We start from the raw sequence: 23,041 nt of genomic DNA on the forward strand, positions 1-23,041 counted from the left end.
CCGTAACGCGTCCGCCGCGTGAGGATCACGTTGCGAAAGGGCGGTCGGAAGGGCCGGAGCCTGTGTTGAATGGACACTGGGTACAACGGAAGGAGCGCCGATGGAGACCGTCCTCGTCGTAGGGGCCGGACAGAGCGGGTTCGGAGTGGCGACCTCGCTGCGGGACAAGGGGTTCGGCGGGCGGGTCGTGCTGATCGGCGACGAACCCGGCCTGCCGTACCAACGACCTCCGCTGTCGAAGGGCTATCTCGCCGGGACGGCGGGTGACGCCCAGCTGCGCTTACGGCCCGAGGACTTTTTCGCGGAGAAGGACATCGAGCTGATCCCAGGCCGTGTCGCGTCGGTGGATCGTGCTGGCGCGAAGGTGGTGCTCGAGGACGGAAGTGCCCACGAGTACGACCGTCTCGTCCTCGCGACGGGCGCGGACAACCGCGTTCTCCCGGTGCCCGGGTCCACTTTGGACGGTGTGTTCACCCTGCGCACCAAGGACGACGCCGACGTTTTGCGTGCCGCGCTGGAAAGCGCGGCGAACGTGGTCGTGGTCGGGGGCGGATTCATCGGACTCGAATTCGCCGCGCACGCCGGGCGGCCCGTGACGATCGTGGAGGCGCAGGACAGGCTGATGGCCCGCGTGGCGACTCCCGAGGTCTCGGCGTATTTCGCCGCTCTGCACGAGGGAGCCGGACATACGGTCCTGCTCGGCACGGGTGTCGCCGCACTGCACGGCGACGGCCGGGTGGCCGAGGTGGAACTGAGCGACGGCAGCAGGCTGCTCGCCGACCTGGTGCTGGTCGGGGTCGGCGTGGAGCCGCGGACAAGGCTTGCCGAGGAGGCAGGGCTCGCCGTGGCGAACGGCGTCGTCGTCGACGAACACCTGCGCACGAGCGACCCGAAGATCTCGGCGGTGGGGGACTGCGCGAACTTCCCATGTGTCCAGGCGGGCACGGCGACCCGGCTCGAGTCGGTGCAGAACGCCGTCGACCAGGCACGGGCGGTGGCCTCCGACATCGCCGGCGAATCCGCGCCCTACGACAGCCTGCCGTGGTTCTGGACCGACCAGCTCGGCGCGAAACTGCAGATCGCCGGGCTGCTGACCGGGGCGGACAGGACCGTCGTCACCGGGGACCGGGAGGGCGGGAAGTTCTCGGTGCTGTCGTTCCGGGACGGCGTGCTCGTCGGGGTGGAGTCGGTGAACCGGCCGCCGGACCACATCGCCGCGCGCCGCCTGTTCGCCGTGGATCCGGAACCGCGGTTCGAGACGCTGGAGGCGCACGGCTTCGATCTCAAGGCGACCTTTGCGTCAACCCGTGGTTGACGATTAGTCGGGCGTCAACCTAGAGTTGACGGTATGACGAATCCAGTCCGGCTCGACGACCTCATCTCCCACATCAAGCAACAGCACCCCGACGGCGACGTGCTCGGCCAGCTTTCCGACGCGGTCTTCCTCGGCGAGCACCTCGGCGAAGTGGCCGACCACCTGATCGGCCACTTCGTCGACCAAGCGCGGCGCTCCGGCGCCTCCTGGACCGAAATCGGCAAGAACATGGGGGTGTCCAAACAGGCCGCGCAGAAGCGCTTTGTCGACTCCAGCGGCTCTTCGCTCGAAGACCTGGTGAAGGTGTTCAGTCGCTACACCGACCGCGCACGGCACGTCGTCGTCGCCTCGCGGGACGAGGCCGTCGCGGCGAAGAGCCCGCAGATCGAGCCCGTGCACCTGGTCCTCGGCCTGCTCGCCGAACCCGCCGCGCTCGCCGCCGGCGCGATCGTGGCGCAGAAGGTGACGCTCGAAGCCGTACGCGAGGCCGCGGTGGCAAGGCTGCCGGAACCCGCCGACGAACCGGCGGAGGCGGCGAAGATGGCGTTCGGCGCGCAGGCCAAGAAGGCGCTGGAACTGACCATGCGGGAGTCGCTGCGGCTCGGGCACAACTACATCGGCACCGAGCACATCCTGCTGGCCCTGTTCGAACTCGGCGACGACCTGCTGACCGGGCTCGGGCTCACGAAGGAGAAGACCGAGGCGCTGATCGTGCAGGCACTGGCGGAGATCGTCGCGGCGCGCGGGGTATGACGCGAGTCGCGCTCACCGTCCTGGTGTTCGTCGCCCTTGTCCTGTTGGCCGCGTGATGGCCCTTCGCACACGCGTGTCGTCCGTCTGGACACACGTGTCGTCCGTCCAGTCACGCGTGATGGCCCCTTTCCTCGCGGTCGGGGGCCATCACGGGACCCGTCAGGCGGTGGACTCGGGACGGCCGTCGGCCGCCCACGCGGTGTGGAACGAACCCTCGCGGTCGACGCGGCGGTACGTGTGGGCACCGAAGTAGTCCCGCTGCCCCTGCACCAACGCGGCGGGGAGCCGCTCCGCGCGCAGACCGTCGTAGTAGGCCAGCGCGGTCGAGAAGCCCGGGGTCGGGATGCCGAGCCGCACCGCCGTGGAGATCACCGAACGCCAGGAGTCCTGGGCGTCCTCGACGGCCTTGCGGAAGCCGCCGGAGGTCAGCAACGTCGGCAGCGCGGGCTCTTCGGCGTACGCGGCGGTGATGTCGTTCAGGAACTTCGCGCGGATGATGCAGCCGCCGCGCCAGATGGAAGCGACCTTGCCGAGGTCGATGTCCCAGCCGTATTCGGCGCCGCCCGCCTGGATCTGGTTGAAGCCCTGGGCGTACGCCACCACCTTCGACGCGTACAGCGCCTGCTCGACGTCGTCCGCGAAGGTGTCCAAAGCGGACCCTGTCAGCGGAGCGCGCGAGGGACCGCCGAGACCGCGTGAGGCCTCACGCAGGTTCGACGAGCCGGACAGCGAACGCGCGAAGACGGCTTCGGCGATGCCGCTGATCGGCACGCCCAGGTCCAGTCCGATTTGGACGGTCCAGCGCCCGGTGCCCTTCTGCTCGGCCTGATCCGCCACGATGTCGACGAACGGCTTGCCGGAAGCGGCGTCGGTGTGGGCAAGTACCTGCGAGGTGATCTCGATCAGGTACGAGTCCAGTCGTCCCGAGTTCCAGGTGCGGAACACGTCGGCGATCTCGGCGGGGGAGTAACCGCCCGCGCCGCGCAGCAGATCGAACGACTCGGCGATCAGCTGCATGTCGGCGTACTCGATGCCGTTGTGCACCATCTTCACGAAATGCCCGGCGCCGTCCGCGCCCACATGCGTGCAGCACGGTTCGCCGTCGACCTTCGCCGAGATGTCCTCGAACAGCGGCCCGAGCGACTGGTACGACTCCTGGGAACCGCCCGGCATGATGCTCGGCCCGTGCAGCGCGCCCTCCTCGCCGCCGGACACACCGGTGCCGACGAAGTGGATGCCCTTCTCGCGCAGCGCGGCCTCGCGGCGCCGGGTGTCCGCGAAGTGCGCGTTGCCCGCGTCGACGATCACGTCGCCCTTCTCGAGGAGCGGGACGAACTCGTCGATCACGGCGTCCGTGGGCGCACCGGCCTTGACCATGATCACGACCTGGCGCGGCCGCTCCAGCGCGTCGACGAACTCCTGCGCCGAATACGCCGGGATGAAGTCGCCTTCGTCGCCGAACTGCTCGACCAGTTCCTTCGTCCGCTGCTCGGAGCGGTTGTGCAGGGCCACCGTGTGCCCGTGCCTCGCCAGGTTCCTGGCCAGGTTGCGGCCCATGACCGCCAGGCCGGTGACCCCGATGCTCGCCTTCTTGCTCATCCGCACCCTTCCGCTTCGATTCCCGTGCCGAGCCTATCCCCGTTGAGGGATACGGCGCCGGGGCGAGAAGGGATCAACCGGGAGTTGTCCACAACCGGGCCTGCCTGTGGACAACTCGGCTCGAGCGGGTGCGGATGCCTTGAAAGGGTCGTTCAGGACAAAAAGTGTCTTGAACGACCCTTTCAAGACATCCGCGATCGGGATGGGACCGCAGGCCCTGCAACAAGGAGGCCCGGGCCGGGAAGCTCGGGCGGCTGTTGCGAAAGCCACTTTCGCAACCTTCAACGTTGAAAGTGGCTTTCGCAACATCACCGGTAGCAGCGGGCAGCGACGGGAGCAGCGGCAAGGGCGGGCGGCGGGCAGCGATGACGGCGGCGGCGGCGGTAGCAGCGGGCAGCGCCGCGAGCACCACCCGGAAAACGGCGGTCAAGCGTCCCCATTGGACCGCGTCAGGAGAAGCACCGGATGGGGGAGCCGTTGAAGGTGACCATGTCCGCCAGCGCGGCCCCCAGGTCGATCGGCGCGCCCCAGTCGAGACCGTCCAGTTCGGCGTAGGCCCGGTGCAGGTTCGCCGGCAGCCGTTCCTGTTCGGACAGTTCCGCGTAGGGCCCGAGATCCGCTTCTCGGGCGGCCTGAAGGGGCGTCAGTCCGGCGGCCTTCCCGTACGAAGCGAGTTTTTGCAGGAAACCCAGGTATCCGTCGACGACGTCGATCGCCTCCGGTCCGCACAGCGGGCCGTGGCCCGGCACGATCGTCTCCGGTTCCAGTTCCCGGACCAGGTCCAGCGCCTTCCGCCAGCCGGCGGGCGAGCCCATCAGCGCGAAGGGGCTGCCGCCGTTGAAGATCAGGTCCCCGACGAACAGCACTCGCCGCTCCGGCAGCCAGACCAGGACGTCGTTGGTGGTGTGCGCGGCGTGTCCGGGGTGGATCAGTTCCAGCCGCACGTCGCCGGCGTGCACGGTCAGCCGGTCGTCGAACACCACCTCGGGCGGCCGTAGTTCCAGATGGCCCCAGTCGTTCCCGGTGAACGAGTTCTCGTAGGTGTTGATCCCGGTCGCGACCATCACTTCGCGGGTCTTCCGGTGCCCGACGATCGTCGCGCCGGCCGCCAGGTGGTTGCCGTTCGTGTGGTCGCCGTGGTGATGCGTGTTGATCACGGTGGTCACCGGCGCCCCGCCCGCCGACTCCGCCGTCGCCAGCAGTGCCCGGGTACGCCGTTCGGTCGAACAAGTGTCGATCAGCACGGTGTGCCCGCCCGCGGCGACGAACCCGCAGTTGTTGATCCACCACGATCCGTCAGGTTGGACGTACCCGAAGACACCATCGGTGACCTGCCTGGCGAAGGGGGATTGGTCCACTCGGTCACTATGCCCGACGAAGGTGCCCGAAATGTGACGAGATCGCTCCGCCACCAGGGTGACGTACCAGGTGACTGGTGTTTTCGGACGTTTCCTGGAACGCTGCGCAATGTCATCATCGAACCCCGCAAGGTGAAGTACCCTGGGTGGGTTCGAACATTCGCGCGCAGGACGGCGGGCAGCCGTGGTCCTGGCTATGTGGTCCGGGAGAGCAAGGCTGATGGCCAGCACCGTCACCTCGCGCCGGAAGCAGCTCGGGAACGAGCTCCGGCATGCCCGCAACGCCGCGCGGATGACACAGCAGCAGGTCGCCGAGGTTCTCGGCTGCACCCAGGGCAAGGTCAACAAGATCGAGTCCGGTGCCGTCGGGGTCAAGCTCGGGGATGTGCGATCCATGCTGAACGCGTTCGGGATCAACGGCGACGAGGCCGACACGTTGATGAACCTGGCCCGCGCCGCGGCCGGGCAGCGCGGCCACTGGTCCGGGTACCGATCCGTGGTGCCGCACTGGTTCCGCACGTTCACCGACCTCGAACCCGCGGCCGCGGAGATCCTCACCTGGCACGGCGAGCGCATTCCCGGCCCGTTGCAGTCCGAGCACTACATGCTCAAGCAGTTCACCGAAGCGGGCGCCACCGATGTCACTTCGCTGGTCCGCAACCGGCTGGACCGCAAGGCCGTCTTCGAACAACAGCAGCCGCCGTACTACCGGTTCATCATCAGCGAAGGCGCCCTGCGCCGCGCTCCGGGCGGCTCCGCCCCGGCGGTGATGCTGGACCAGGTCGAGCATCTGTTGGCGTTGGAGAAACATCCGCGCGTGTATGTGCACGTGTTGCCGTTCGGCGCGCGGCTCGCCGCGGTGCCCAACGACTTCACGATCATGCGTTTCCCTGATCGCACCAGGGATTTCGTCTACATCGAGCATTCGGCGGGCGGGTTGTACCTCGACGACGTCAAGGACTTCAACATCTTCGTCGATTCCTGGGACCGGTTGCGGGGCGCCGCGCTGGAACGCCAGGAGACCCGGCAGTTCCTCAAGGAACTCGCCGAGTTGTACCGGACACAGATGCAAGCCTGAGATGGACCCGCGGTTCGTCCTCGAAGGCGTGGATCTGGAGCGGCCCAACGCCGCCCGGATCTACGACTGGGCGCTCGGCGGGACCGCGAACTGGGCGGTGGACCGGGAATTCGGCGAACAGCTGGTCAAGACCTTCCCGCTCGTGCGGACCGCCGCCAGGGCGAACAGGGCCTTCCTCGGCCGCGCGGTGCGGCACTGCGTCGAGAACGGCGTGAACCAGTTCCTCGACCTCGGTTCCGGCGTGCCGACGGTCGGCAACGTCCACGAGATCGCCGGCGAGATCGACGGCGACAGCCGGTGCGTGTACGTCGACAACGAACCGGTCGCCGTGGCGCACGCCAGGATCCTGCTGGAGAAAGGCGGCGATCCCGCCAGGCACGCGGTGCTCGCCGGTGACCTGCGCGACGCGGACGACATCTGGGAAAGCGCCTTCGACACCGGCGTGCTCGATCCGGCGAAACCGGTGGCCCTGCTCACCGTCGCGGTCCTGCATTTCGTGCCGGAGCCCGGACTGGCCGCCGTCATCGCGCGGTACCGGAGGCTGCTGCCCGCCGGCTCCTTCTACGTTCTTTCCCATGTCACGATGTCCGGCGTGGAGGGAGCCGAGCTGGAACAGATCCAGCGCGTCGTGAAGCAGTACGAGCAGTCGAGCACTCCCGCGACCTTCCGCGACAAGGAGGAGATCCGCGGTTTCTTCGGGGATTTCGAGCTGGTCGCGCCGGGTCTGGTCCCGGTCGGCGCATGGCGGCTGGACGACCCCCGCTCACCTGCGGTTGACTGCGCCATCGGCGGGGTCGCCCGCAAACCCGGTTTCTGACGAGGTGTGACGGTATGACGACGCAGCACGACCCCGAAGCTCCCGAAGGTGTCGATCTCGAACGACCCAACGTGGCCAGGGTGTACGACTGGTTCCTCGGTGGTTCGGCCAACTGGGCCATCGACCGCGAGTTCGGCACTCAGGTGCTCAAGCAGTTCCCGGAGGTCAAGACCTTCGCCAGGGTCGGCCGCGACTTCCTCGGCCGCGGCGTGGGATACCTAGCGCGCCAGGGGATCACGCAGTTCCTCGACATCGGTTCCGGCGTGCCCACGGTCGGCAACGTCCACCAGATCGCGAGCGCGATCAACCCCGGCTCGCGGGTCGTGTACGTCGACATCGAGCCGGTCGCCGTCGCGCATTCCCAGCTGCTGCTGGAACGCGAGGGGCTGCTCGGACGGCACGCGGTCCTGCAGGGTGACGTCAAGGATCCCGCCGACATCTGGAAGCGGGCACTGGAAACCGGCGTGCTCGATCCGCGTCAGCCGATCGGGCTGGTCATGGTCGGCCTGCTGTACTTCCTCGGCCCGGACGAACCGGTCCACGAGATGGTCAAGCAGTACCTCGATTTCCTGCCGTCGGGTTCGTACTTCCTGTCCTCGCATCTGACCGAGGACGGCGTCACGCGCAAGGAAGGCGACAACCGGGAGAACGTCCAGGAGCTGTACAAGAAGACGAGCGCGCCGTTCCATCTGCGGTCCCGCGCGGAGTTCGCCGCCTTCTTCGACGGACTGGAGATGGTGGAGCCGGGCATCGACTGGATGGCCGCCTGGCATCTCGACGAAGCGGCTTCCCGGGCGAGCGACCGGTTCGCGGACGACCCGACCTTCACCGGCGGGCTCGGCGGCTTGGGCCGCAAGCCCTGAGGCGGATCAGGCCCGGCCGGTCAGATGCCCGATCAGGGGCGTCAGCTCGAAACGGCTTTCGAGCGGCCGGCCGGTCCTGATCAGGTCCCGGTGGGCGCCGGGCGAATCGATCTCGGAGTTCCATGGCGGCTGCTTGCGCAACGGGGCCTGGATGAGGCTGAACCCGAACCGCTGACGCAGTTCGAGACCGATGGTGCGGTGGTGCTGCTTCGCCGAAGCCATGCGTTCGTCCTCACGGCGGAACAAGAGCGTGGTGAGGCGGACGGCCATGGCGTCACACCCCCCGGCTCGGCCGCGGCAACCGCGTCTGGTCGGCCGAACCGGCCAGGCCGAGACAACGCTCACAGGGCATCCCCGAACCGACGGGGATCCATTCCAGGTGGTCGTAAGGCATCGCCGCGCCGCACCGGGCGTGCAGGAACTCGGGGTGCGAACCCCTGGAGTGCAAGTCGAAAAGGTGCGCGGAGCGGCGGCTTTCGCCCGCCGTTCCGGCCATGAGCCTGCCGACGGCGAGTACCGTCGCCGGCATGGTGTCCTGAATGATCACGCTGATCCTCCCCCACGAGGTCGGCGGTGGGTGGTCATGCGCCGCGGGGTGGTGCCCCTGCCGGTCACCTGCCGTCGGTGGCCTGCCGGAACGGTGGAACTCCCGTCGGACGCCGCCCGGTGGCGTCTGCCGCCGAGAGCTGTACGTGCTGCGAGCGATTCACCAACAACCGAGCCCCGGCCGCTGCGATTAATCCTACTCCTGGAATAATCTTCATGTCGAGGGTGGGCGGAGTTGATCACCCACTTGGCCGTGCGGGATAGTCCCGTTGAGGCAGGGAGAAGCTGGGGCCGTGACGGTTCGCGCAGGTCGCGACCCGCACCCCCGACCGACGTTCGGAGGTACGACCAATGGCCGATTATCCATCGGCGGCGGATTACGATCCGACCACGGCCGTGTCGCTGTTCGACGACGCCACGTGGGAGAAATCCTTCGCGAGCGAGCCCAACGGGGGGAACTGTGTCGAGGTCAACCTCGCCAACGAAGGCCTGGTGGGGGTACGTGACACCAAACTGGCCAACAGTCCTGTCTTCGTTTTCGATTCCGGTGAGTGGAACGCCTTCCTCAAGGCGGTCAAGGCCGGACAGTTCGATTTGAGCCCTTGACGGATGGCTCGCGTGCCCGCCTCGACACGCGAGCCATCCGATCTTCGGTCACTTCGAGTCACACCGTCGCGGGGAGCCCGTTCCCGCGCAGCCTGGACTTGGTGCGCCGCCAGGCGATGGTGATCAGGACGGCGAGCACGATCAGCGGGATCAGGCTGATCGACCAGCTCACCGCCATCGGCGGCCCCGGCTGTTCGAGCACCGCGAGATCACGGAGTTCCCCCGAGCCCTTGCCGGCGGGCCCGTCGATCTCGAACCGGAACGTCCACGAGCCCTCGGTCTGCAGGGCCCGGATGTCCAGTCCCCACACCTCCAGTTTCCGCGGATGCTTCGCCAGCGGCTGTGGACGGCCGAGCCGCCCGGTCTCCGGATTGAGGAACGCGAGCGTCCCCGACTTCCCGGCGATCCCGTCGTCCGGGATGAACGTGAAGTCCAGCGATTGCATGGCGCGCAACGGCCACGTGCTGAAGCCGACCGTCATCCCGTACGGACCGACCTGCACCCGTTCGGTGTGGACGATGTTCACCGGTTCGTAGGCGTTCGCCGCGGGCGTGGTCGCGAACAGCAACCCGATCGCCGCCGCCAAGGCCAGCAGTGTCTTACGCATGCGCGTTGTCCCCCTTCGCCGGGGCCAGCAGCCTCAGCATCCCGCCGAACCGCCACCCGGCGAACCCGCCGAGCAGCCCGAACACCGTGCCGGCGGCGGCCGTCGCGAACACGATCGGCCACCTGACCGAGTCGGCCCCGTAGACGATCGCGTTCTGGATCGGCATGCTCGCGCCGACCAGGAAGCCGCCGATCGCGCCCGCCAGCACCGAAACGCGGCCCGCGGACCAGCCGCGCCGCGAAAGCAGGTACACCGCTTCGAGTACGGCCGCGATCGGCAGCAACGCCATCGGCATCATCGAAGGCATCGCGGGTACGCCGTCGATGTAGTCCCGCATCGGCAGGCCGACGGCGCTCGCGTACGCCTCGGCGGCCCACGGCGAGAACCACCAGGTGATCGCCTGGATGACCGCCAGCGCCGCGGCGACCCGGATCGCGCCGCCGGGCCGGCCCCAGAACCCGGCGCCCGCCGAGACCAGCAGCACCGAAAGCAGGGCGATCCCCACGGAGACGACGTCGAGCCCGTCGACGTCGATCTGCTCCAGCCCCAGCACGGTCACCGTGCTGAACGCGATCAGCACGCCGAGGCTGCCGACCACGCCGACGGTGCCCCAGCGGTGCTCCCGCGCGGCCGCGAACACCATGACCGTGCCGATGATGCTCAGCGTGATCGACAGCAGCAGCCCGATGTGCGGTGGCGAGTCGATCACCGCGTCGAAGCCGTACAGACCGTGCCACCACTGGTCCCACAGGCCGTACAGCAGGAACATCGCCGCGCCGGTCCCGGTCACCAGATAGCCCGCCGGGGCGGCGAAGACCTTGCCGAAGACGTTGATCGCGCGGCCGCCGACGCGCGCGTCGATCGGACGGCCCGCCCGGCGTGCCGCCGTGGTCATCAGCACGACCATGAGGCTCGCGAGCCCGGAGATCGCGCTGCCCGAATACAGGAACAGGTGCGGCATCGTGAAGAACGTGTCCGGGCCGACGTCGCCGTGCCACTGGATGTCCCAGGTCAGCCCGACCAGCGAGATCACCGATCCGGCCAGCACGGTGCCCGCCGGTACGAGACCGGTGCGTTCACTTCGTGCCACCGAGGCGACCCTCGCTCCTCCCGCGGTGAGATCCATAACCCCCCGACCTCCCTCTCTTACTTGACCAGCAAAGGAAAAACGTGCTGCGTGGCGCCGGACGGCCCGCGCAGTGAAACGGTGATCTCCCATTGCCCCGGCATCGGCAGCAGGACGTCGCCGGTGCGGAACCTCCCCGGGGCCTCCGCGATCGCGGGCGACGGGGCGAGCGCGTGGCCCATCTGCGGCATCACCGGTTCGAGGGTGACGACGTCCGGGGTGGCGCCGGTGACGGTCAGCTCGAAGACATTCCCGCCCTGGTGCGGATCTTCGACCGAAAGCTGCACGGTGTACGGGCCCTGCGTCGAGCGCTGGACCTGGGTGCCGCCGCCGCTCGGCCAGACCAGCCAGGCCACGATCGCCACCACGAGCACCGCGACCACGGAGATCAGCAGGACGGGCTTTCGTCTGTCCACTGTGGAAATCACTGCGGTGCCCCTTCCGCCGGGACCTCGATCTGCATGGGCACGGTCAAGACCGTGTACTCGCGCTCGGCCTGCAACCAGATCCGGTACTTGCCGGGTGCGGCGAAGGTGTAGGTGAACGGGACGTCGGGGCCGTACGCGGCGACGGTCTCGTCCGGCTTTCCCGGCATCCCTGGTGATTGCGGGATCATCGAATGCACGTGAGCCCAGGTCGGCGCGGCAGCGGCAGCCGCGCCGACCCGGCTGTCGTCGGTGATCGGGCCGACGACGATCAGATGGCCGAGCATGCCCAGCCACGGCTGGAGGTCCGCACGGCCGAACCGGGCGGTGATCGTGGCCGGCGTACCCGGTCTGACGTCGACGTCGACCGGGTTCCCGTTCACGACCCGCTTCCCGGCGCCGGCGGGGACGGGTTCGGCGGGGGAGTCCGTTCCGGCCGCGACAGCCAGCGTCGAGCGGACCAGCTGCACGCCACCGCCTCGCCGCGCGAGTTCCGCGGCGACGGCGTAGGTGCCGGCCTCGGGCGGCGTGAACTTCACCCGGTAGTCACCGGGGCCGACCCGCACCGGATGCAGATGCCAGAGCCTGCCCGTCGGCGAGATGACGACGAGATGGACCAAGGCGTTGTCGTGCACCAAAAGATCGTCGACGGCGCGGCCGGTCGCGCCGTCGGCGATGGCGAGCCGGACCTCGGTGAGAGCACCCGACCGCGCGTTCGCGGACCGTACGGCCAGGTTCACCGGCGGCCGCGAGAAGTCCACAGTGGACATCTGCGCGTTCGCGTACGGGTCTCGGATGTTGTCGATCGTCGGATCCAGCGCGGCGCCCGGCGCGGGCGGCGGCGGCGTCGACGCGGAGAGCATCGCGCCGGTGATCGCGACAGCGAGCGCGGCCACCATCCCGCCGGCGGGGATCAGCGCGAGCCGCGGCCGGCGCACGCGCATCGCGACGACGAGACCGAGCACCAGGAACACGCCCGCGGCGACGAATCCGCCGAAGGTGGCCTTCTCCCACGGCGGGATGACCCTGGCCGGGACGATGAACGGGATCGACGCGGTGTCCGTCCCGTCGTCGAGGCCGAGCTCCCATGGCCCCGGCTGGTCCACCCGTAGCCGCGCGGAATGCGCGCCGGGCCTGCCGTCCAGCAGTACGGTGGTTTCGGAAAACGTCGTCCCCGCGGTCGACGCACGCAGTTTCAGCGTTCCCGGCGCGCTTCCGGTGTGCGTCACGACGTCGACGTGCAGCGGCCCGGGTGCGATGTCCATCCGCCGCAGGATGATCGTGAGATCGCGGGTGCCGAGCGTCTGCGCGACCTGGACGTCCGCGCCGCTCGACACGCCGTCCGCCCGCGCGGTGCCGCCCAGCAGCAAGGACGCCAGCGCGCAGAGTACGAGTACGCGGGCGATGACCGACGGCGCCGTGCGCCGACCCCTCGGTGAATTCCCCATCCCGGCTGAAGTTAGCGACGGCGGCGGGGGAAAGCGTCACGGCGCGGGGTGAATCGGGGTCCCCCGTAAAGGGGATGATGACCCTTACTCCGGTGGGGTCAGCCGCCCAGGAAACGATACGCGCGCGGATGCGCCCGGAACCAGACGTTCAGCCTGCCGATCCGGCGGACGAGCGAGGAGCGCAACGTCACCGGCACCAGCCTGCCGATGAGCCTCACCGCCGTACGGAACCGGTCGAATCTGCGCTGGTCATCTGCTGTCCACTGTAGACCGAGACGATCACGTAGTGCGGGCGGCAGCGTGCCGCGGATGACGAACATCTGTCCTCGATACTGCCACCGTCGCAGCCGAACCCAGCGTTTGTCGGGCAGCCATCGCCACGGTTTCTTGACCGTCCGGATCGTTTCGAACAGCGTCGAAATCGTCTCGTTCGGGCCGAAGCCGCCGAGCATGTCCGCGTAATACCGCTCGAACTCCGGCCACGTCGGCGGCAGATCCTGTTCGCGCAGGCCGAGGAGCCGCCCGACGTCGCACATCTGCGCGTAGTATTCGTCCACTTCGGACGGTGTCATCGGGGTGCCGTAGAACCGTTGTGTGTCAACGGGAACCATGACGAGCGTGGCGTGCACCCAGGCATACGCGTGCGGGTTCAGCGCACTGTACCGGCGGCCGTCGGCGTCGACACCGGTGAACGACCGGTGCAGTGCCCGCAGCCGGTCCGCCTCGTATCGCGCGCCTTCCGGGCCGCCGTAAATGTAGATGGACAGCGAAGCGGCCGTGCGCATCAGCCGCGTCCACGGATCCTCGACGTAGTCGGAATGATCGCGCACCCCGGCCGCGACGACCGGATGCGCGACCTGCAGCACCAGCACCTGGCCGGCCAGCAAACCGGCCCGGAAGTCACCGAAGTACTTCCACGCCGCCGTCCCCTTGACGATCGGCGGACCGGTCATGACGCGCCGCGGATGAGCATCATCAACGACTGCGCCACCGCGACCCCGTCATCGCCCGTGGCCAGTCTGCGCAACTGGAGTCCGGCGATCAACGCGACGACGGGACCGGTCAGCCGCTCCGGGGACGGCACGCCGAGCGTCCGCAGGATCACCAGCGCCAGCTCGTCGTAGGCGGCGAAGCACCGCGCGGCCGCGTCCTGGAGCCCGGGGTCGCGCGCGGCCTGGAGATACAGCTCGTGCGCGCCGAGTTCGTCGGTCCCGAACGGAAGCCGCGCGATGACCTGCTCGACCACCGACGCGGCCTGCTCGACACTCAACCCCTGTTCGCGGTAGGCGTCGACGAAGCCGGTCAGCTTCGTGGTCTCTTCTTCGGCGAACAGCAGCATCGCTTCGCGCAGCAACGCGGTCTGGCTGGGGAAGTGGTAGGTCAGCGTGCCGAGCGAGACGCCGGCCGAGGTCGCGATCCGGCGGTTGGTCAGCCCGCCGACGCCCTGTTCCCCGACCACCTTGAGCGCGGCGTGGAGAATGGTCTCGCGGGTGTTCACCAAGCGGTCTCGGGTTTGCGGTCCTGCCACCGTTCGACCTCTTCCAGTTGTGCGGCCAGCGAGATCAGCCGTTCCTCGGCGTGCGAGGGGCCGAGCAGCTGCCCGCCGAGCGGCAGGCCTTCGGGGCTCAGCCCGGCGGGGACGTTGACGCCCGGCCAGCCCAGCACGTTCCACGGCCAAGCGTAGGGGCACGCCGCGATCATGGCCTGGTCGGTCTGCCAGCCGGTGAGCTTGTCGAAGGCGCCGATCCGCGGTGGCGGCGTCGCGGTGGTCGGCGTGAGGACGACGTCCACCCGGCCGAACACCGAGCCGATCTGCCGTTGCAGCAACGGTTCCGCGGCGCGGGCGAGGCTCAGTGCCGGTCCGGCGAGTGCCGAGCCCTGCCGGGCGTTGGCGCGGGTGCGCGGGTCGAGCCGCGCCTGATCCGGGACTCGACGAGACCAGTCACGGACGCCGACGAGCGAACGCGGCAGGAAGGTGAGGCCGATCAGGCGGTAGTCGGGTTCGATCTCGACGATCTCGTGGCCGAGTTCGGCGAACCGCTCCGCGAGCCGGACGACGGCCGCGTGCGCCTGCGGTTCGAGCCGGGTTTTCGTCGCGGTGAAAGGGATCCGCGTGGACAGCCCGATCCGCATCCGGCCCGGTTCGCGGCGGGCGGCCGACTGGAACGCGGTGCCGGTGCCCGCCGCGACGTCGAGCAGCAGGGCCGCGTCGGCGACGGTGCGCGCGAGCGGGCCGACCACGGTCAAGCCGTGGAAGAGCTCGCGTTCGGTCGGGACGCGGCCGCGCTGCGGTTTGATCCCGACCAGATCGGTCCACGCGGCCGGGATCCTGATCGAACCGGCCCCGTCGGAACCCAGCGCGGCGGCGATCACCCCCGACGCGATGGCCGCCGCCGCGCCGCCGGAGGAACCGCCCGGCGTGCGTTCGGTGTCCCACGGATTGCGGGTCGCGCCGAATGCCGGGCCTTCGGTGAACGGCCACTGGCCGAGTTCCGGGGTGTTGGTCTTCCCGATGAACACCGCGCCCGCGCGGCGAAGCGCGGCGACGGGCGGGGAGTCCTCCGTCGCGACGGAGAAGTCGCCTTCGCAGCCGAACGCCGTGGGCAGTCCGGTGACGTCGAGGTCGTCCTTGATCGCGGTGGGGACGCCGAGCAGGGGAGCGGTTTCGCCGGCGGCCAGCCTCCGGTCGGCCTCTTCGGCCTCGCGAAGGGCTTCTTCGGTGCGAAGGCATTTGAAGGCGTTGAGAACCGGCTGGCTGGCTTCGGCCTTTTCGAGCGCCAAGCGCGTGAGCTCGACTGACGTCGTGGCTCCGCTGGCGAGCATCGCGGCCTGTTCGGCCAGGCCGGTGAACGCGAGCTTCGGTTTCGAGGTGGTCATGGCTCCCCCTGCACGTCTCGTTCGTTCAAACGAACGATACCACCGGGTAAGGTCGATGTGGTTACGTGACTTTCATGAACCTCGAACGCTTCCCCCGCGTCGACCTCGGCGGCTACCCGACGCCGCTGCATTCGGCACCCCGGCTCGGCGAGGCCCTCGGCCTGCCGAACCTGCTGCTCAAGCGGGACGACGTGCATCCACTCGGGGTGGGCGGCAACAAACTGCGCAAGCTCGAGTTCCTGCTCGGCGCGGCGATCGAAAACGGCGTCGACACGGTGATCACCTTCGGCGCGCTTCAGACCAACCACGGCCGCCAGACCGCCGCGGCCTGCGCGAAGCTGGGATTGCGGTGCGAGCTCGTACTCACCGCGAAGGTCCCTCGCGACGGTGACGCGTACGAACGGTCCGGCAACGTGTCCCTCGACCACCTCTTCGGCGCGAATGTGCACATCTGCCGTGACGGCGAAGAAACCGGAAGGACCTACGAGCGGCTGATCACCGAGGCCGCGGCCGAGGGTCGCGAGGTGGCCACGTTCCCGGTCGGCGGTTCCGACGGCGTCGGGGCACTCGGCTACGTCGCGGCCGCGCGTGAACTCGCCGGGCAGCTCACCGAGCTGGGCATCACCCAGGCGCGGCTGGTCGCCCCGCACGCCAGCGGCGGGACCTCCGCCGGGCTCATCGTCGGAACGGCGGACCTCGACTGGCTGACGCTGGACATCGCCTGCGTCAGCCATCCGGTCGACGAGGCCCTCGACAACCTGGCGGATCTCACCATCGCGGCGTCGGTACTGCTGGGGACCGAGCCGCCGTCACTCGACGGCCTGCGCATCGACGACCGCGCGATCGGCCCCGGCTACGGCATCCCGACCGGCGGGACCTGGGAAGCGGTGCGGCTTTTCGGTCGTACGGAAGGGATCGCGCTCGATCCCGTGTACACCGGCAAAGTGGGCGCCGCGCTGATCGACTGGGCCGCCGAAGGCCATTTCGCGGCCGACGAGCACGTTGTCTTCCTGCACACGGGCGGTCTGCCCGGCCTCTACGGTTACGCCCCCGAATTCGCCGACGCGTTGCGCCGCTGACGCGACCTTCAGCATCCCGGCGATCAGGACCACGTGCGCCACCAGTGAAACCCGCTGCATGACACCGACCGGCGCGATGTCGGTCAGCGTCTTGAAGAACGGGATATCGGACAGGCGCACGAAGATGAAGCTGAGCCCGAAGACGATCAACCCCGCCGCGCTGCCCCACGCCAGGCGGCCGACCAGCTTGGCCGCGGGCGTTCCGCGCAGGTTGTCGCGCAGCGTGAATCCGGCGGCGGGCAGGCTGAGGAACGCGATGAGGCACGCGTACAGGTGGATCTCGCCGCTGACCGGATCCGGGAATTCGGGGTAGCTCGCCGGGAAGATCGCGGCCGCCGCCAGCCCGAGCGACCACAGCACGAACAGCAGTTTCGTGGTGCGGCTGAGCTGGATCCCGGCCGCGGCCAGGGCGCCGAGCGCGGTGAGCGAGCCGATCGACAGGGAGAGCACGCTGGCGCCGAGCATGCCGGTGCCGCGGTCGACGTAGGCGTAACTGGACAGCGTGTCGAACACCGGATCGCGTGAGCTGATCAGATGGAGCACGACCATGGTGAACAGTGCCCAGCCGATGGCCGTGCCCGACACGATCAGCCAGGGCTTGGTCCTCGATCTCTCCCCAGGGAACGTCATGCGTCCAGCGTGCTCGCGCCGTCGCGAATTTCCGATCCGGGAAGCCCCCGGTTTTACCCTGGGGCTACCCCGAAGTCGACCAGTACCAGTAGCTGGTCATCGTGCCTTTTCGCACGGGGCCAGCGCTCGCCGTCCGGGTCCTGTTTCTCCGCCGTGCGCACCGCGTCGAGGACGGCGTCCGGACCACGCTGCCTGCTGATGTCGAGCACTTCCGGCCAGTCGAACAGCTCGTACTCGTCGACACCGATCGCGACGCCGTCCGTCGCCAGGAGCAGGGCGTCGACCTCCGAGCGCGGCCAGCTGCGGCGTACGGCTTCGGCGGCCGCCTTCGGTTCCGCTTCGGCGACCCAGAAGCCGTCCGGCGCGTTGCGTTTCGCGCGGACGTCGGCGCCTGTGCGGAGCTGGCCGTCTTCGCGCAGCGAGACCAGCCTGTCGTCGGTGAGCGGATCGGCGCCCGAAGGACCGAAGGCGACGATCGGGCTGTCGGCGAGCACCAGCCCGTCGACGGTGTCGTCCGTCCAGCGTGCGATCGCGACCGTGCTCGACGGCGATCGCCCCGGTTCGAGGCCTTCACGACGTGCGACGTCGGCTATCGACTCGGCAAGCAGCACCGCGAGATCCGCCTGGGGTTCCGCGCTCAAAGCCCGCGACAGGCTGTGCACGAGCAGGCTCGCGTACCAGCCGCCGGACGGCAGATCCGGCCGCGGCGCGGTCGCTCCGTCGAGCACCACCACGGCGTTGCCGAGTACGGCGACATGGTCTTCGGTCGGGCGCGTCGCTCCGTCCGCGCCTACTCCGTCCCTTTCCGCCACTGAGATCTGGGGCATGTCCCCGACCCTAACTGTCAACTGAGGTTGACATGGATGGCGATGTCAACGTAGGTTGACGTCATGACCGAAGCGACAGATCTGGCCGCGCGAGCCGGTGACCGCGATCCCCGCGTGGGATTGCGCGCCGTCGCCGCCTTGCGCCGGCTGTTGGAACAACTCGAGGCCGTGCAGGTCCGCAGCGCGCGGGTGCACGGCTGGTCCTGGCAGGAGATCGCGGCCGAGCTGGGGGTCAGCAGGCAAGCGGTGCACAAGAAGTACGGGAGGCACTGATGTTCGAACGCTTCACCACCGAAGCCCGCGAAGTCGTCGTCGGAGCCCAGCGCGTCGCGTCGGACGAGGTGGCCGGGAACGTCGACCCACTGCACCTGCTGACGTCCCTCGCCCGGCACACCGGCGTGCTCACCGCACTGGGCTGCCCGGCGGACGAACTCGCCGACGACCTCCGGCGAGTACGCCGCCGGGGCGGGATGAGCGACGCCGACGTCGAAGCCCTGAGCGGCTTCGGCATCGACGTCGAGCACATCGTCGAGCGGGTCGAGCAGACGCACGGCCCCGGCGCGCTGACCGGCGGCCGTCGCACCGGGCGCGGCCATCGGCCGTTCACGCCGGAGGCGAAGAAGGTGCTGGAGAAGAGCCTTCGCGAAGCCATCGACGTCGGCAGCAAGCGCATCGAAGGCGAGCATCTCCTGCTCGCGATGACCGCCGTCCCCGGCGTGGCCGCCGACGTCCTCGCGCAGCGGGGTATCGACTACCTCGCCGTCCGGCGCCTGCTGGAACAACGGGAGGCGAGCTGAGCCGGCCCGCCCTGGGTGGCCCTCGGCCGGTGTCCTGAAAGGGCCCTTTGAGACGTTCGATGTCCCAAAGGTGACCTTCAGGACGCCTCTGCAAGCAGCCGGCGGGAGGGCGGCGGCATGACCGGACGGACGACACGCGTGATCCGGCGGACGACACGCGTGACTGGACGGACGACACGACCGCGGCCGGATCCCGCCACGAGCCGTCCGCCCCATCACGTGTGTCGTCCATCCAGTCACGTGTGCCGTCCATCCGAACACGCGAAACCGCCGGCGGAACGTACCTAAGCGAGTTCGGCGGTGCGCCCCCGCCAGATGACGTACGGCAGGAACGCCTGCGTCAGCGGTCCGATGGCGAGCGCGTAGAGAACGGTGCCGACGCCGACTGTGCCGCCGAGCAACCAGCCCGCCGCGAGAACGGTGATCTCGATGAGGGTCCGGACGAGGCGGATCGACTTGCCCGTCCGGGCCGACAGCCCGGTCATCAGACCGTCGCGGGGGCCGGGGCCGAGCCGCGCGCCGACGTAGACCGCGGCACCGAGGCCGTTGAGCACGACACCGGCGACCAGGTTGAGGAGCTGCCAGCCGAGCACGTCCTGGTCGGGCAGGAAGAGCCGCACGAAGTCGACGGTGAGCGAGATGACCACGATGTTGGCGACGGTGCCGATGCCCGGCCGCTGCCGGAGCGGGATCCACAGCAGGAGCACCAGGACCGACGCGATCGCGGTGACCGTGCCGAACGACAGGCCGGTGATCTTCATCAGGCCTTCGTGGAGCACGTCCCACGGGTCGAGTCCGAGTCCTGACCTGGTCAGCATGGCCATGCTGCCGCCGTAGAGGACGAGTCCGGCGACGAGCTGGATCGAGCGGCGGGTGGTGTCTTGGGAGATGCCGACGGGTCGGAGATCGAGTTTCAGTGCCACGAGTGCACCATCGGGGGTAAGTGGCTACCTTGACCATGGCCAATCTGGAACAATTGGCCTTATGGAACCGCTGATCCCGCTGACTGGACGCGTTTCGGGTGCGAAATTGGCCGTTTTGCTGGGGAACTGGCGGCAGAGTGGTTCTCGACACGGTGCCGCGGATCTCGCGGCCGCCGTCGAGCTGCTGGTCCTCGACGGCAGGCTCCCGCTCGGCACCAGACTCCCGGCCGAACGCGAGCTCGCCGACGCGCTGGAGGTCAGCCGCACGCTGATCGGTGCCGCGCTGGACAAACTGCGGGCCGATGGCCTGGTCGCCAGCCGTCGCGGCGCCGGTTCGTGGATCGCGTCGCCCGGCGGCCGGGGCCGGGACCCGATCCTGCCGAGCGGCGGGGACCTCATCGACCTCGCGCAAGCCTGTCCGCCCGCCATCCCCGGCCTGGTGCCCGCGGTGGACGCCGCGCGGAAGGCGCTCGTGGACCACCTCGGCGAGAACGGCTATCACGTACGCGGCCTGCGGATCCTGCGTGAGCGGATCGCCCGGCGCTACACCGAACGCGGGCTGCCGACGAACGCCGATCAGGTGATGGTCACCAACGGGGCGCATCACGCGTTCGTGCAGGTCCTGCGCATGCTGGCCGGTCCCGGCGACCGGGTGCTGGTCGAGCAGCCGACGTACCCGAACTCGCTCGAAGCCATCGGCGCCGCGCACGCCATCCCGGTCCCGGTGCCGCTGGACCCGGTCACCGGCTGGGACATCGTCGGGATCGAGGCGGCGCTGCGGCAATCCGCGCCGAGGCTCGCGTACTTCGTCGCGGACTTCCAGAACCCGACCGGCCTGCGCCTGGACGCCGTCGGCAGGGAGCGGCTCGCGGCCGCGCTGAGCCGCGCGCGGACCCCGGCGATCATCGACGAGACGCTGGTCGAGCTGGATCTGGAAGGCGATCCGGTCGACGGGCCGCCGCCGCTGGGCGCGTTCGCGGGTGATCTCGGCATCACGATCGGCTCCGCGTCCAAGTCGCATTGGGCGGGGCTGCGGCTCGGCTGGATCCGTGCTTCCGAGGACGTCATCGGCAGGCTGATCGCGGCGCGGTTCGCCGTCGACCTGGGGTCGCCGGTCTTCGAGCAGCTCGTCCTCGCCGAACTGCTCGACGACGGCGGGTCCGCGCTGGCGCACCGCCGCCAGGAGACGCTGGCCCTGCGTGACGCGCTGACCGGCGCGCTGAACTGGTACTGCCCGGATTGGACGTTCACCGTGCCGCCCGGCGGGCTTTCGCTGTGGTGCCGTCTGCCGGAGCCGATGAGCACGCGGCTGGCCGTCGCGGCGGCGGGGCACGGGGTGCAGGTGGCGCCGGGCTCGCGGTTCGGTGTCCACGGTGGACTGGAGCGGTGGCTGCGGCTGCCGTACGCGCTTCCGGCCGAAAGGCTTTTCGAGGCCGTACGGCGGCTGGGCGCGGCCGCCGCTTCGGTGGCCGCGACACCCACGACCGTCGCCCCGGTGGCCGTCCAGGTCACCTGACCCCCGCAATTCGTCACCTACTTGCGTGTTTCGCGAAGGACCAGCGCGAGTCGAACGCCGCAAGTAGATGACGAATTGCGGGGAGGGGCCGGAAACGGAAATAGCCGGTGCGCCGGCGGGGCGGCCGATGCTCCAGGGAGGGCATCGGCGCCGCACGACCAGCGCACCGGCTATCCGGCCCGCCCCGAGGTCGAAACCCCGGGACGGGCACCGCGGCGGTTACCCGGCACAGCCCCTCGACGTGCCGGGAACCGCCCGCGGTTCAGGCGGACTTCGAGCTTGGCCGGCTCCTGCTCGGCGCGGTGAGCAGAAGCCCCCGAAGTCCACCCGGTGCTGGTCCCGGCGCCACAGGGGCAGCGCGGCGCCGGGGCCGGGATCCGAACCGGCCGGGCGCGGTCGGCCGTTCGGAAAGACAAAGGGGTTGCCTGGAAAAGGGGCAGGCGAAAGCGGCTTGTGCCGAAGGAGTCAACGAACGCCGAAAACCGAAGTTGATCTTGGTTTGGACGTACTTCTCCCCGGCGACCCGGTCAGGTCAGTCGGGGGAGGTGGCGGGAAGCGCGGCTTCCCTGCCGGTGCGCTCGCCTTCGTGGTCGCAGCCCGCTCCGAGGAGTTTCAGCTGCGTGGCGGGGATTCCGGCGTCGAGCACGGCGAGCGGCCCGCGGCCGCCGGCGGTGTTGTCGTGGCCGGGCTGAGCGGTCGTCGTGGGCGCGATCGGGGTCACCGGGGTGTTCGGCAGGCCACCGCCGCCGCCAGAGCCGCCGCCGTGGGGGGACGCGTGCGTGTCGGATTCGGCGGGCGCGCCCGGAGCGGGCTGGGCGTCGGACTTGACCCGGACAAGCAGGGTGACGCGGTGGTTCTGGGCCGCCGCCGTCGCCGGAACGGGCGCCTCGGCGGGAGCGGACGGACTCGGCTCCGGGGTGTGCGGCGCGGGCGTGTTCGCCGTGGCGGTCTTGGCCGGGACGGCGATGGTGACCGAGCCACTCGCCGACTCGCCGGAGCCGCCGCCGAAAACGGGGTCGAGCATGTCGCCGGTGCCAGGCAGGATCACCGGGCCACCCCCACCGCAGCACGGATGCGGCGTCAGGATCGGCGCGACGACCTGGTCGCCGATTCCGCCGACGACCCCGCCGACGGTTTCGACGACGCCGCCGACCGTGGTTGTGACGGCATTCAGCACGCCACCGATGAGGCCGCCCAGCAAACCGTTGGACGACTTCGCGGTCTTCGCCACAGGTTCCGGAGAAGAGGTCTTCTCGACAGAACTCGCGCTCGAAACGGCCACTTCCTCCTCGACAGCGGCCTCAGGCTCCTCGTTCACGACGGGAGCAGGCTCGGCTGCTGGGGTTTCGGTGGTCTCAGCGGGTTTCGGAGTCTCGGTCTCGCTGGAGTCCGAAGTGGACTCCTTGGGAGTAGTCGTTTTCCCGGATTCGGCTTCGTCCGAAGGCTGGACCACGGAGGTCTCCGGCGTCACGGGAGTCTGCTCGTCGGCCGAAGCCGGGGCGCTCAGGACGGCGCCGAGGATCCAGCCGGACAGCGCGAGCCCGCCCGCGAAAAGGATTCGCGCGCCGGTTTTCGGTGACCTGAGGCCGCGACGGTGCACGACTGCCGGACCATTCACAGCAATCACCACCGTCCGCGCCTGAAACCCACGTTCTCCGCGTGAGTTCGATCTTGCTTGGGGTCTCTTCCGGTCAGGTCGCAGTTCCCCCGGGGCTGCACCAGTTTTAGCACCGGAGGGGAGTGTTTCACCTCAGCCGCCGCCGATCCAGCCCGTTAGGCGGAACGACGCAACCGGCTCCGGTGCCTGGAGTACCGAAGTTGATCACTCTCGGTATGTGCCGGGCGGCCATC

General features: G+C 69.4%; 24 protein-coding genes and 1 pseudogene. 10 read left to right on the forward strand and 15 right to left on the reverse strand.

From position 1 onward, the window contains the following. Positions 1–100: 100 nt before the first annotated feature. Together ACIHAO_RS04650 and ACIHAO_RS04655 are read left to right on the forward strand one after the other, a co-directional pair. Positions 101–1,315, forward strand: coding sequence for an NAD(P)/FAD-dependent oxidoreductase (locus ACIHAO_RS04650; protein WP_396554726.1), 1,215 nt, complete (start codon positions 101–103; stop codon positions 1,313–1,315). A 33-nt stretch (positions 1,316–1,348) separates the two neighbouring features. After that, positions 1,349–2,068: a Clp protease N-terminal domain-containing protein gene (locus ACIHAO_RS04655; protein ID WP_396554727.1), complete on the forward strand. Its 720-nt coding sequence runs from the start codon at positions 1,349–1,351 to the stop codon at positions 2,066–2,068. Positions 2,069–2,227: 159 nt separating this feature from the next. On the opposite strand, the gene gndA is transcribed toward ACIHAO_RS04655, so the two are convergent. Together gndA and ACIHAO_RS04665 are read right to left on the reverse strand one after the other, a co-directional pair. Continuing rightward, positions 2,228–3,667 carry an NADP-dependent phosphogluconate dehydrogenase gene (gene gndA / locus ACIHAO_RS04660; RefSeq protein WP_396554728.1) on the reverse strand — a complete coding sequence of 480 codons (1,440 nt, stop codon included), beginning with the start codon at positions 3,665–3,667 and terminating at the stop codon, positions 2,228–2,230. Between the two features lie 449 nt (positions 3,668–4,116). Then, positions 4,117–5,025 (reverse strand): MBL fold metallo-hydrolase, encoded by a 909-nt coding sequence (locus tag ACIHAO_RS04665; protein WP_396554729.1) that lies wholly within the window; start codon positions 5,023–5,025, stop codon positions 4,117–4,119. A gap of 220 nt (positions 5,026–5,245) precedes the next feature. Here ACIHAO_RS04665 and ACIHAO_RS04670 point away from each other — a divergent pair, with 220 nt between their 5' ends. From ACIHAO_RS04670 to ACIHAO_RS04680, 3 genes are read left to right on the forward strand one after another with little or no spacing between them, the layout of a single operon-like run. Continuing rightward, positions 5,246–6,103 carry a helix-turn-helix transcriptional regulator gene (locus ACIHAO_RS04670; protein ID WP_007030807.1) on the forward strand — a complete coding sequence of 286 codons (858 nt, stop codon included), beginning with the start codon at positions 5,246–5,248 and terminating at the stop codon, positions 6,101–6,103. 1 nt (position 6,104) lies between these two features. Next, positions 6,105–6,920: an SAM-dependent methyltransferase gene (locus ACIHAO_RS04675; RefSeq protein WP_396554730.1), complete on the forward strand. Its 816-nt coding sequence runs from the start codon at positions 6,105–6,107 to the stop codon at positions 6,918–6,920. Between the two features lie 14 nt (positions 6,921–6,934). After that, positions 6,935–7,783 (forward strand): SAM-dependent methyltransferase, encoded by an 849-nt coding sequence (locus tag ACIHAO_RS04680; protein ID WP_396554731.1) that lies wholly within the window; start codon positions 6,935–6,937, stop codon positions 7,781–7,783. A 6-nt stretch (positions 7,784–7,789) separates the two neighbouring features. Here the strand turns inward: ACIHAO_RS04680 and ACIHAO_RS04685 are convergent, their stop codons facing one another. After that, the gene (locus tag ACIHAO_RS04685) at positions 7,790–8,053 is read right to left on the reverse strand and encodes a hypothetical protein (protein WP_396554732.1); all 264 of its coding nucleotides are present in this window, start codon (positions 8,051–8,053) and stop codon (positions 7,790–7,792) included. 4 nt (positions 8,054–8,057) lie between these two features. Further along, positions 8,058–8,330 carry a hypothetical protein gene (locus ACIHAO_RS04690; RefSeq protein WP_125779694.1) on the reverse strand — a complete coding sequence of 91 codons (273 nt, stop codon included), beginning with the start codon at positions 8,328–8,330 and terminating at the stop codon, positions 8,058–8,060. Positions 8,331–8,680: 350 nt separating this feature from the next. Here ACIHAO_RS04690 and ACIHAO_RS04695 point away from each other — a divergent pair, with 350 nt between their 5' ends. Next, complete coding sequence (locus tag ACIHAO_RS04695; protein ID WP_396554733.1) at positions 8,681–8,935, forward strand: DUF397 domain-containing protein; 255 nt, start codon at positions 8,681–8,683, stop codon at positions 8,933–8,935. A 58-nt stretch (positions 8,936–8,993) separates the two neighbouring features. Here ACIHAO_RS04695 and ACIHAO_RS04700 read toward each other — a convergent pair whose 3' ends face one another. The 7 genes from ACIHAO_RS04700 to ACIHAO_RS04730 all read right to left on the reverse strand — a co-directional run bounded on the left by ACIHAO_RS04700 (position 8,994) and on the right by ACIHAO_RS04730 (position 15,418). Beyond that, entirely contained in the window at positions 8,994–9,542 is a 549-nt protein-coding gene (locus ACIHAO_RS04700) for a hypothetical protein (protein ID WP_396554734.1), read from the reverse strand. Continuing rightward, complete coding sequence (locus ACIHAO_RS04705; RefSeq protein WP_396554735.1) at positions 9,535–10,668, reverse strand: hypothetical protein; 1,134 nt, start codon at positions 10,666–10,668, stop codon at positions 9,535–9,537. The genes ACIHAO_RS04700 and ACIHAO_RS04705 overlap by 8 nt, the downstream gene beginning before the upstream one ends. Before the next feature lie 20 nt (positions 10,669–10,688). After that, on the reverse strand, positions 10,689–11,096 hold the full coding sequence (locus ACIHAO_RS04710; RefSeq protein WP_396554736.1) for a FixH family protein: 408 nt from the start codon (positions 11,094–11,096) through the stop codon (positions 10,689–10,691). Beyond that, positions 11,093–12,541, reverse strand: coding sequence for a hypothetical protein (locus ACIHAO_RS04715; RefSeq protein ID WP_396554737.1), 1,449 nt, complete (start codon positions 12,539–12,541; stop codon positions 11,093–11,095). Before ACIHAO_RS04715 ends, ACIHAO_RS04710 begins: the two co-directional genes overlap by 4 nt. Positions 12,542–12,639: 98 nt before the next feature. Then, on the reverse strand, positions 12,640–13,494 hold the full coding sequence (locus ACIHAO_RS04720) for an oxygenase MpaB family protein (protein WP_396554738.1): 855 nt from the start codon (positions 13,492–13,494) through the stop codon (positions 12,640–12,642). Next, positions 13,491–14,039, reverse strand: coding sequence for a TetR/AcrR family transcriptional regulator (locus tag ACIHAO_RS04725; protein WP_396554805.1), 549 nt, complete (start codon positions 14,037–14,039; stop codon positions 13,491–13,493). The genes ACIHAO_RS04720 and ACIHAO_RS04725 overlap by 4 nt, the downstream gene beginning before the upstream one ends. Next, positions 14,036–15,418, reverse strand: a complete 1,383-nt coding sequence (locus ACIHAO_RS04730) for an amidase (RefSeq protein ID WP_396554739.1) — start codon at positions 15,416–15,418, stop codon at positions 14,036–14,038. The genes ACIHAO_RS04725 and ACIHAO_RS04730 overlap by 4 nt, the downstream gene beginning before the upstream one ends. 74 nt (positions 15,419–15,492) lie before the next feature. Between ACIHAO_RS04730 and ACIHAO_RS04735 the strand changes: the two genes are divergently transcribed. Further along, on the forward strand, positions 15,493–16,497 hold the full coding sequence (locus ACIHAO_RS04735; protein WP_396554740.1) for a D-cysteine desulfhydrase family protein: 1,005 nt from the start codon (positions 15,493–15,495) through the stop codon (positions 16,495–16,497). A gap of 78 nt (positions 16,498–16,575) precedes the next feature. Here the strand turns inward: ACIHAO_RS04735 and ACIHAO_RS04740 are convergent. Then, positions 16,576–17,127: pseudogene (locus tag ACIHAO_RS04740) on the reverse strand (DUF998 domain-containing protein); the annotation flags it as partial. A gap of 53 nt (positions 17,128–17,180) precedes the next feature. After that, positions 17,181–17,954, reverse strand: a complete 774-nt coding sequence (locus ACIHAO_RS04745; protein WP_396554741.1) for a protein phosphatase 2C domain-containing protein — start codon at positions 17,952–17,954, stop codon at positions 17,181–17,183. Between the two features lie 63 nt (positions 17,955–18,017). Between ACIHAO_RS04745 and ACIHAO_RS04750 the strand changes: the two genes are divergently transcribed. Both ACIHAO_RS04750 and ACIHAO_RS04755 read left to right on the forward strand, forming a co-directional pair. After that, positions 18,018–18,227, forward strand: a complete 210-nt coding sequence (locus tag ACIHAO_RS04750; RefSeq protein ID WP_004559389.1) for a sigma factor-like helix-turn-helix DNA-binding protein — start codon at positions 18,018–18,020, stop codon at positions 18,225–18,227. After that, a complete protein-coding gene (locus ACIHAO_RS04755) occupies positions 18,227–18,751 on the forward strand; it encodes a Clp protease N-terminal domain-containing protein (protein WP_396554742.1) in 525 nt (174 codons plus the stop codon). Before ACIHAO_RS04750 ends, ACIHAO_RS04755 begins: the two co-directional genes overlap by 1 nt. Positions 18,752–19,035: 284 nt before the next feature. On the opposite strand, the gene ACIHAO_RS04760 is transcribed toward ACIHAO_RS04755, so the two are convergent. Beyond that, a complete protein-coding gene (locus tag ACIHAO_RS04760; RefSeq protein WP_396554743.1) occupies positions 19,036–19,674 on the reverse strand; it encodes a YitT family protein in 639 nt (212 codons plus the stop codon). A gap of 61 nt (positions 19,675–19,735) precedes the next feature. Here ACIHAO_RS04760 and ACIHAO_RS04765 point away from each other — a divergent pair, with 61 nt between their 5' ends. After that, entirely contained in the window at positions 19,736–21,190 is a 1,455-nt protein-coding gene (locus tag ACIHAO_RS04765) for a PLP-dependent aminotransferase family protein (protein ID WP_396554744.1), read from the forward strand. Between the two features lie 532 nt (positions 21,191–21,722). On the opposite strand, the gene ACIHAO_RS04770 is transcribed toward ACIHAO_RS04765, so the two are convergent. Continuing rightward, positions 21,723–22,808, reverse strand: coding sequence for a hypothetical protein (locus tag ACIHAO_RS04770; protein ID WP_396554745.1), 1,086 nt, complete (start codon positions 22,806–22,808; stop codon positions 21,723–21,725). Between the last annotated feature and the right edge of the window lie 233 nt (positions 22,809–23,041).

It is taken from the genome of Amycolatopsis sp. NPDC052450 (assembly GCF_044547565.1).
Taxonomy (GTDB): domain Bacteria; phylum Actinomycetota; class Actinomycetes; order Mycobacteriales; family Pseudonocardiaceae; genus Amycolatopsis.

Coding starts and splice junctions, on each gene's coding strand:
- ACIHAO_RS04650 (WP_396554726.1), top strand. CDS start 101: ATGGAGACCGTCCTCGTCGTAGGGGCCGGACAGAGCGGGTTCGGAGTG.
- ACIHAO_RS04655 (WP_396554727.1), top strand. CDS start 1,349: ATGACGAATCCAGTCCGGCTCGACGACCTCATCTCCCACATCAAGCAA.
- gndA (WP_396554728.1), bottom strand. CDS start 3,667: ATGAGCAAGAAGGCGAGCATCGGGGTCACCGGCCTGGCGGTCATGGGC.
- ACIHAO_RS04670 (WP_007030807.1), top strand. CDS start 5,246: ATGGCCAGCACCGTCACCTCGCGCCGGAAGCAGCTCGGGAACGAGCTC.
- ACIHAO_RS04675 (WP_396554730.1), top strand. CDS start 6,105: ATGGACCCGCGGTTCGTCCTCGAAGGCGTGGATCTGGAGCGGCCCAAC.
- ACIHAO_RS04680 (WP_396554731.1), top strand. CDS start 6,935: ATGACGACGCAGCACGACCCCGAAGCTCCCGAAGGTGTCGATCTCGAA.
- ACIHAO_RS04685 (WP_396554732.1), bottom strand. CDS start 8,053: ATGGCCGTCCGCCTCACCACGCTCTTGTTCCGCCGTGAGGACGAACGC.
- ACIHAO_RS04695 (WP_396554733.1), top strand. CDS start 8,681: ATGGCCGATTATCCATCGGCGGCGGATTACGATCCGACCACGGCCGTG.
- ACIHAO_RS04700 (WP_396554734.1), bottom strand. CDS start 9,542: ATGCGTAAGACACTGCTGGCCTTGGCGGCGGCGATCGGGTTGCTGTTC.
- ACIHAO_RS04705 (WP_396554735.1), bottom strand. CDS start 10,668: ATGGATCTCACCGCGGGAGGAGCGAGGGTCGCCTCGGTGGCACGAAGT.
- ACIHAO_RS04715 (WP_396554737.1), bottom strand. CDS start 12,541: ATGGGGAATTCACCGAGGGGTCGGCGCACGGCGCCGTCGGTCATCGCC.
- ACIHAO_RS04720 (WP_396554738.1), bottom strand. CDS start 13,494: ATGACCGGTCCGCCGATCGTCAAGGGGACGGCGGCGTGGAAGTACTTC.
- ACIHAO_RS04730 (WP_396554739.1), bottom strand. CDS start 15,418: ATGACCACCTCGAAACCGAAGCTCGCGTTCACCGGCCTGGCCGAACAG.
- ACIHAO_RS04735 (WP_396554740.1), top strand. CDS start 15,493: ATGAACCTCGAACGCTTCCCCCGCGTCGACCTCGGCGGCTACCCGACG.
- ACIHAO_RS04745 (WP_396554741.1), bottom strand. CDS start 17,954: ATGCCCCAGATCTCAGTGGCGGAAAGGGACGGAGTAGGCGCGGACGGA.
- ACIHAO_RS04750 (WP_004559389.1), top strand. CDS start 18,018: ATGACCGAAGCGACAGATCTGGCCGCGCGAGCCGGTGACCGCGATCCC.
- ACIHAO_RS04755 (WP_396554742.1), top strand. CDS start 18,227: ATGTTCGAACGCTTCACCACCGAAGCCCGCGAAGTCGTCGTCGGAGCC.
- ACIHAO_RS04765 (WP_396554744.1), top strand. CDS start 19,736: ATGGAACCGCTGATCCCGCTGACTGGACGCGTTTCGGGTGCGAAATTG.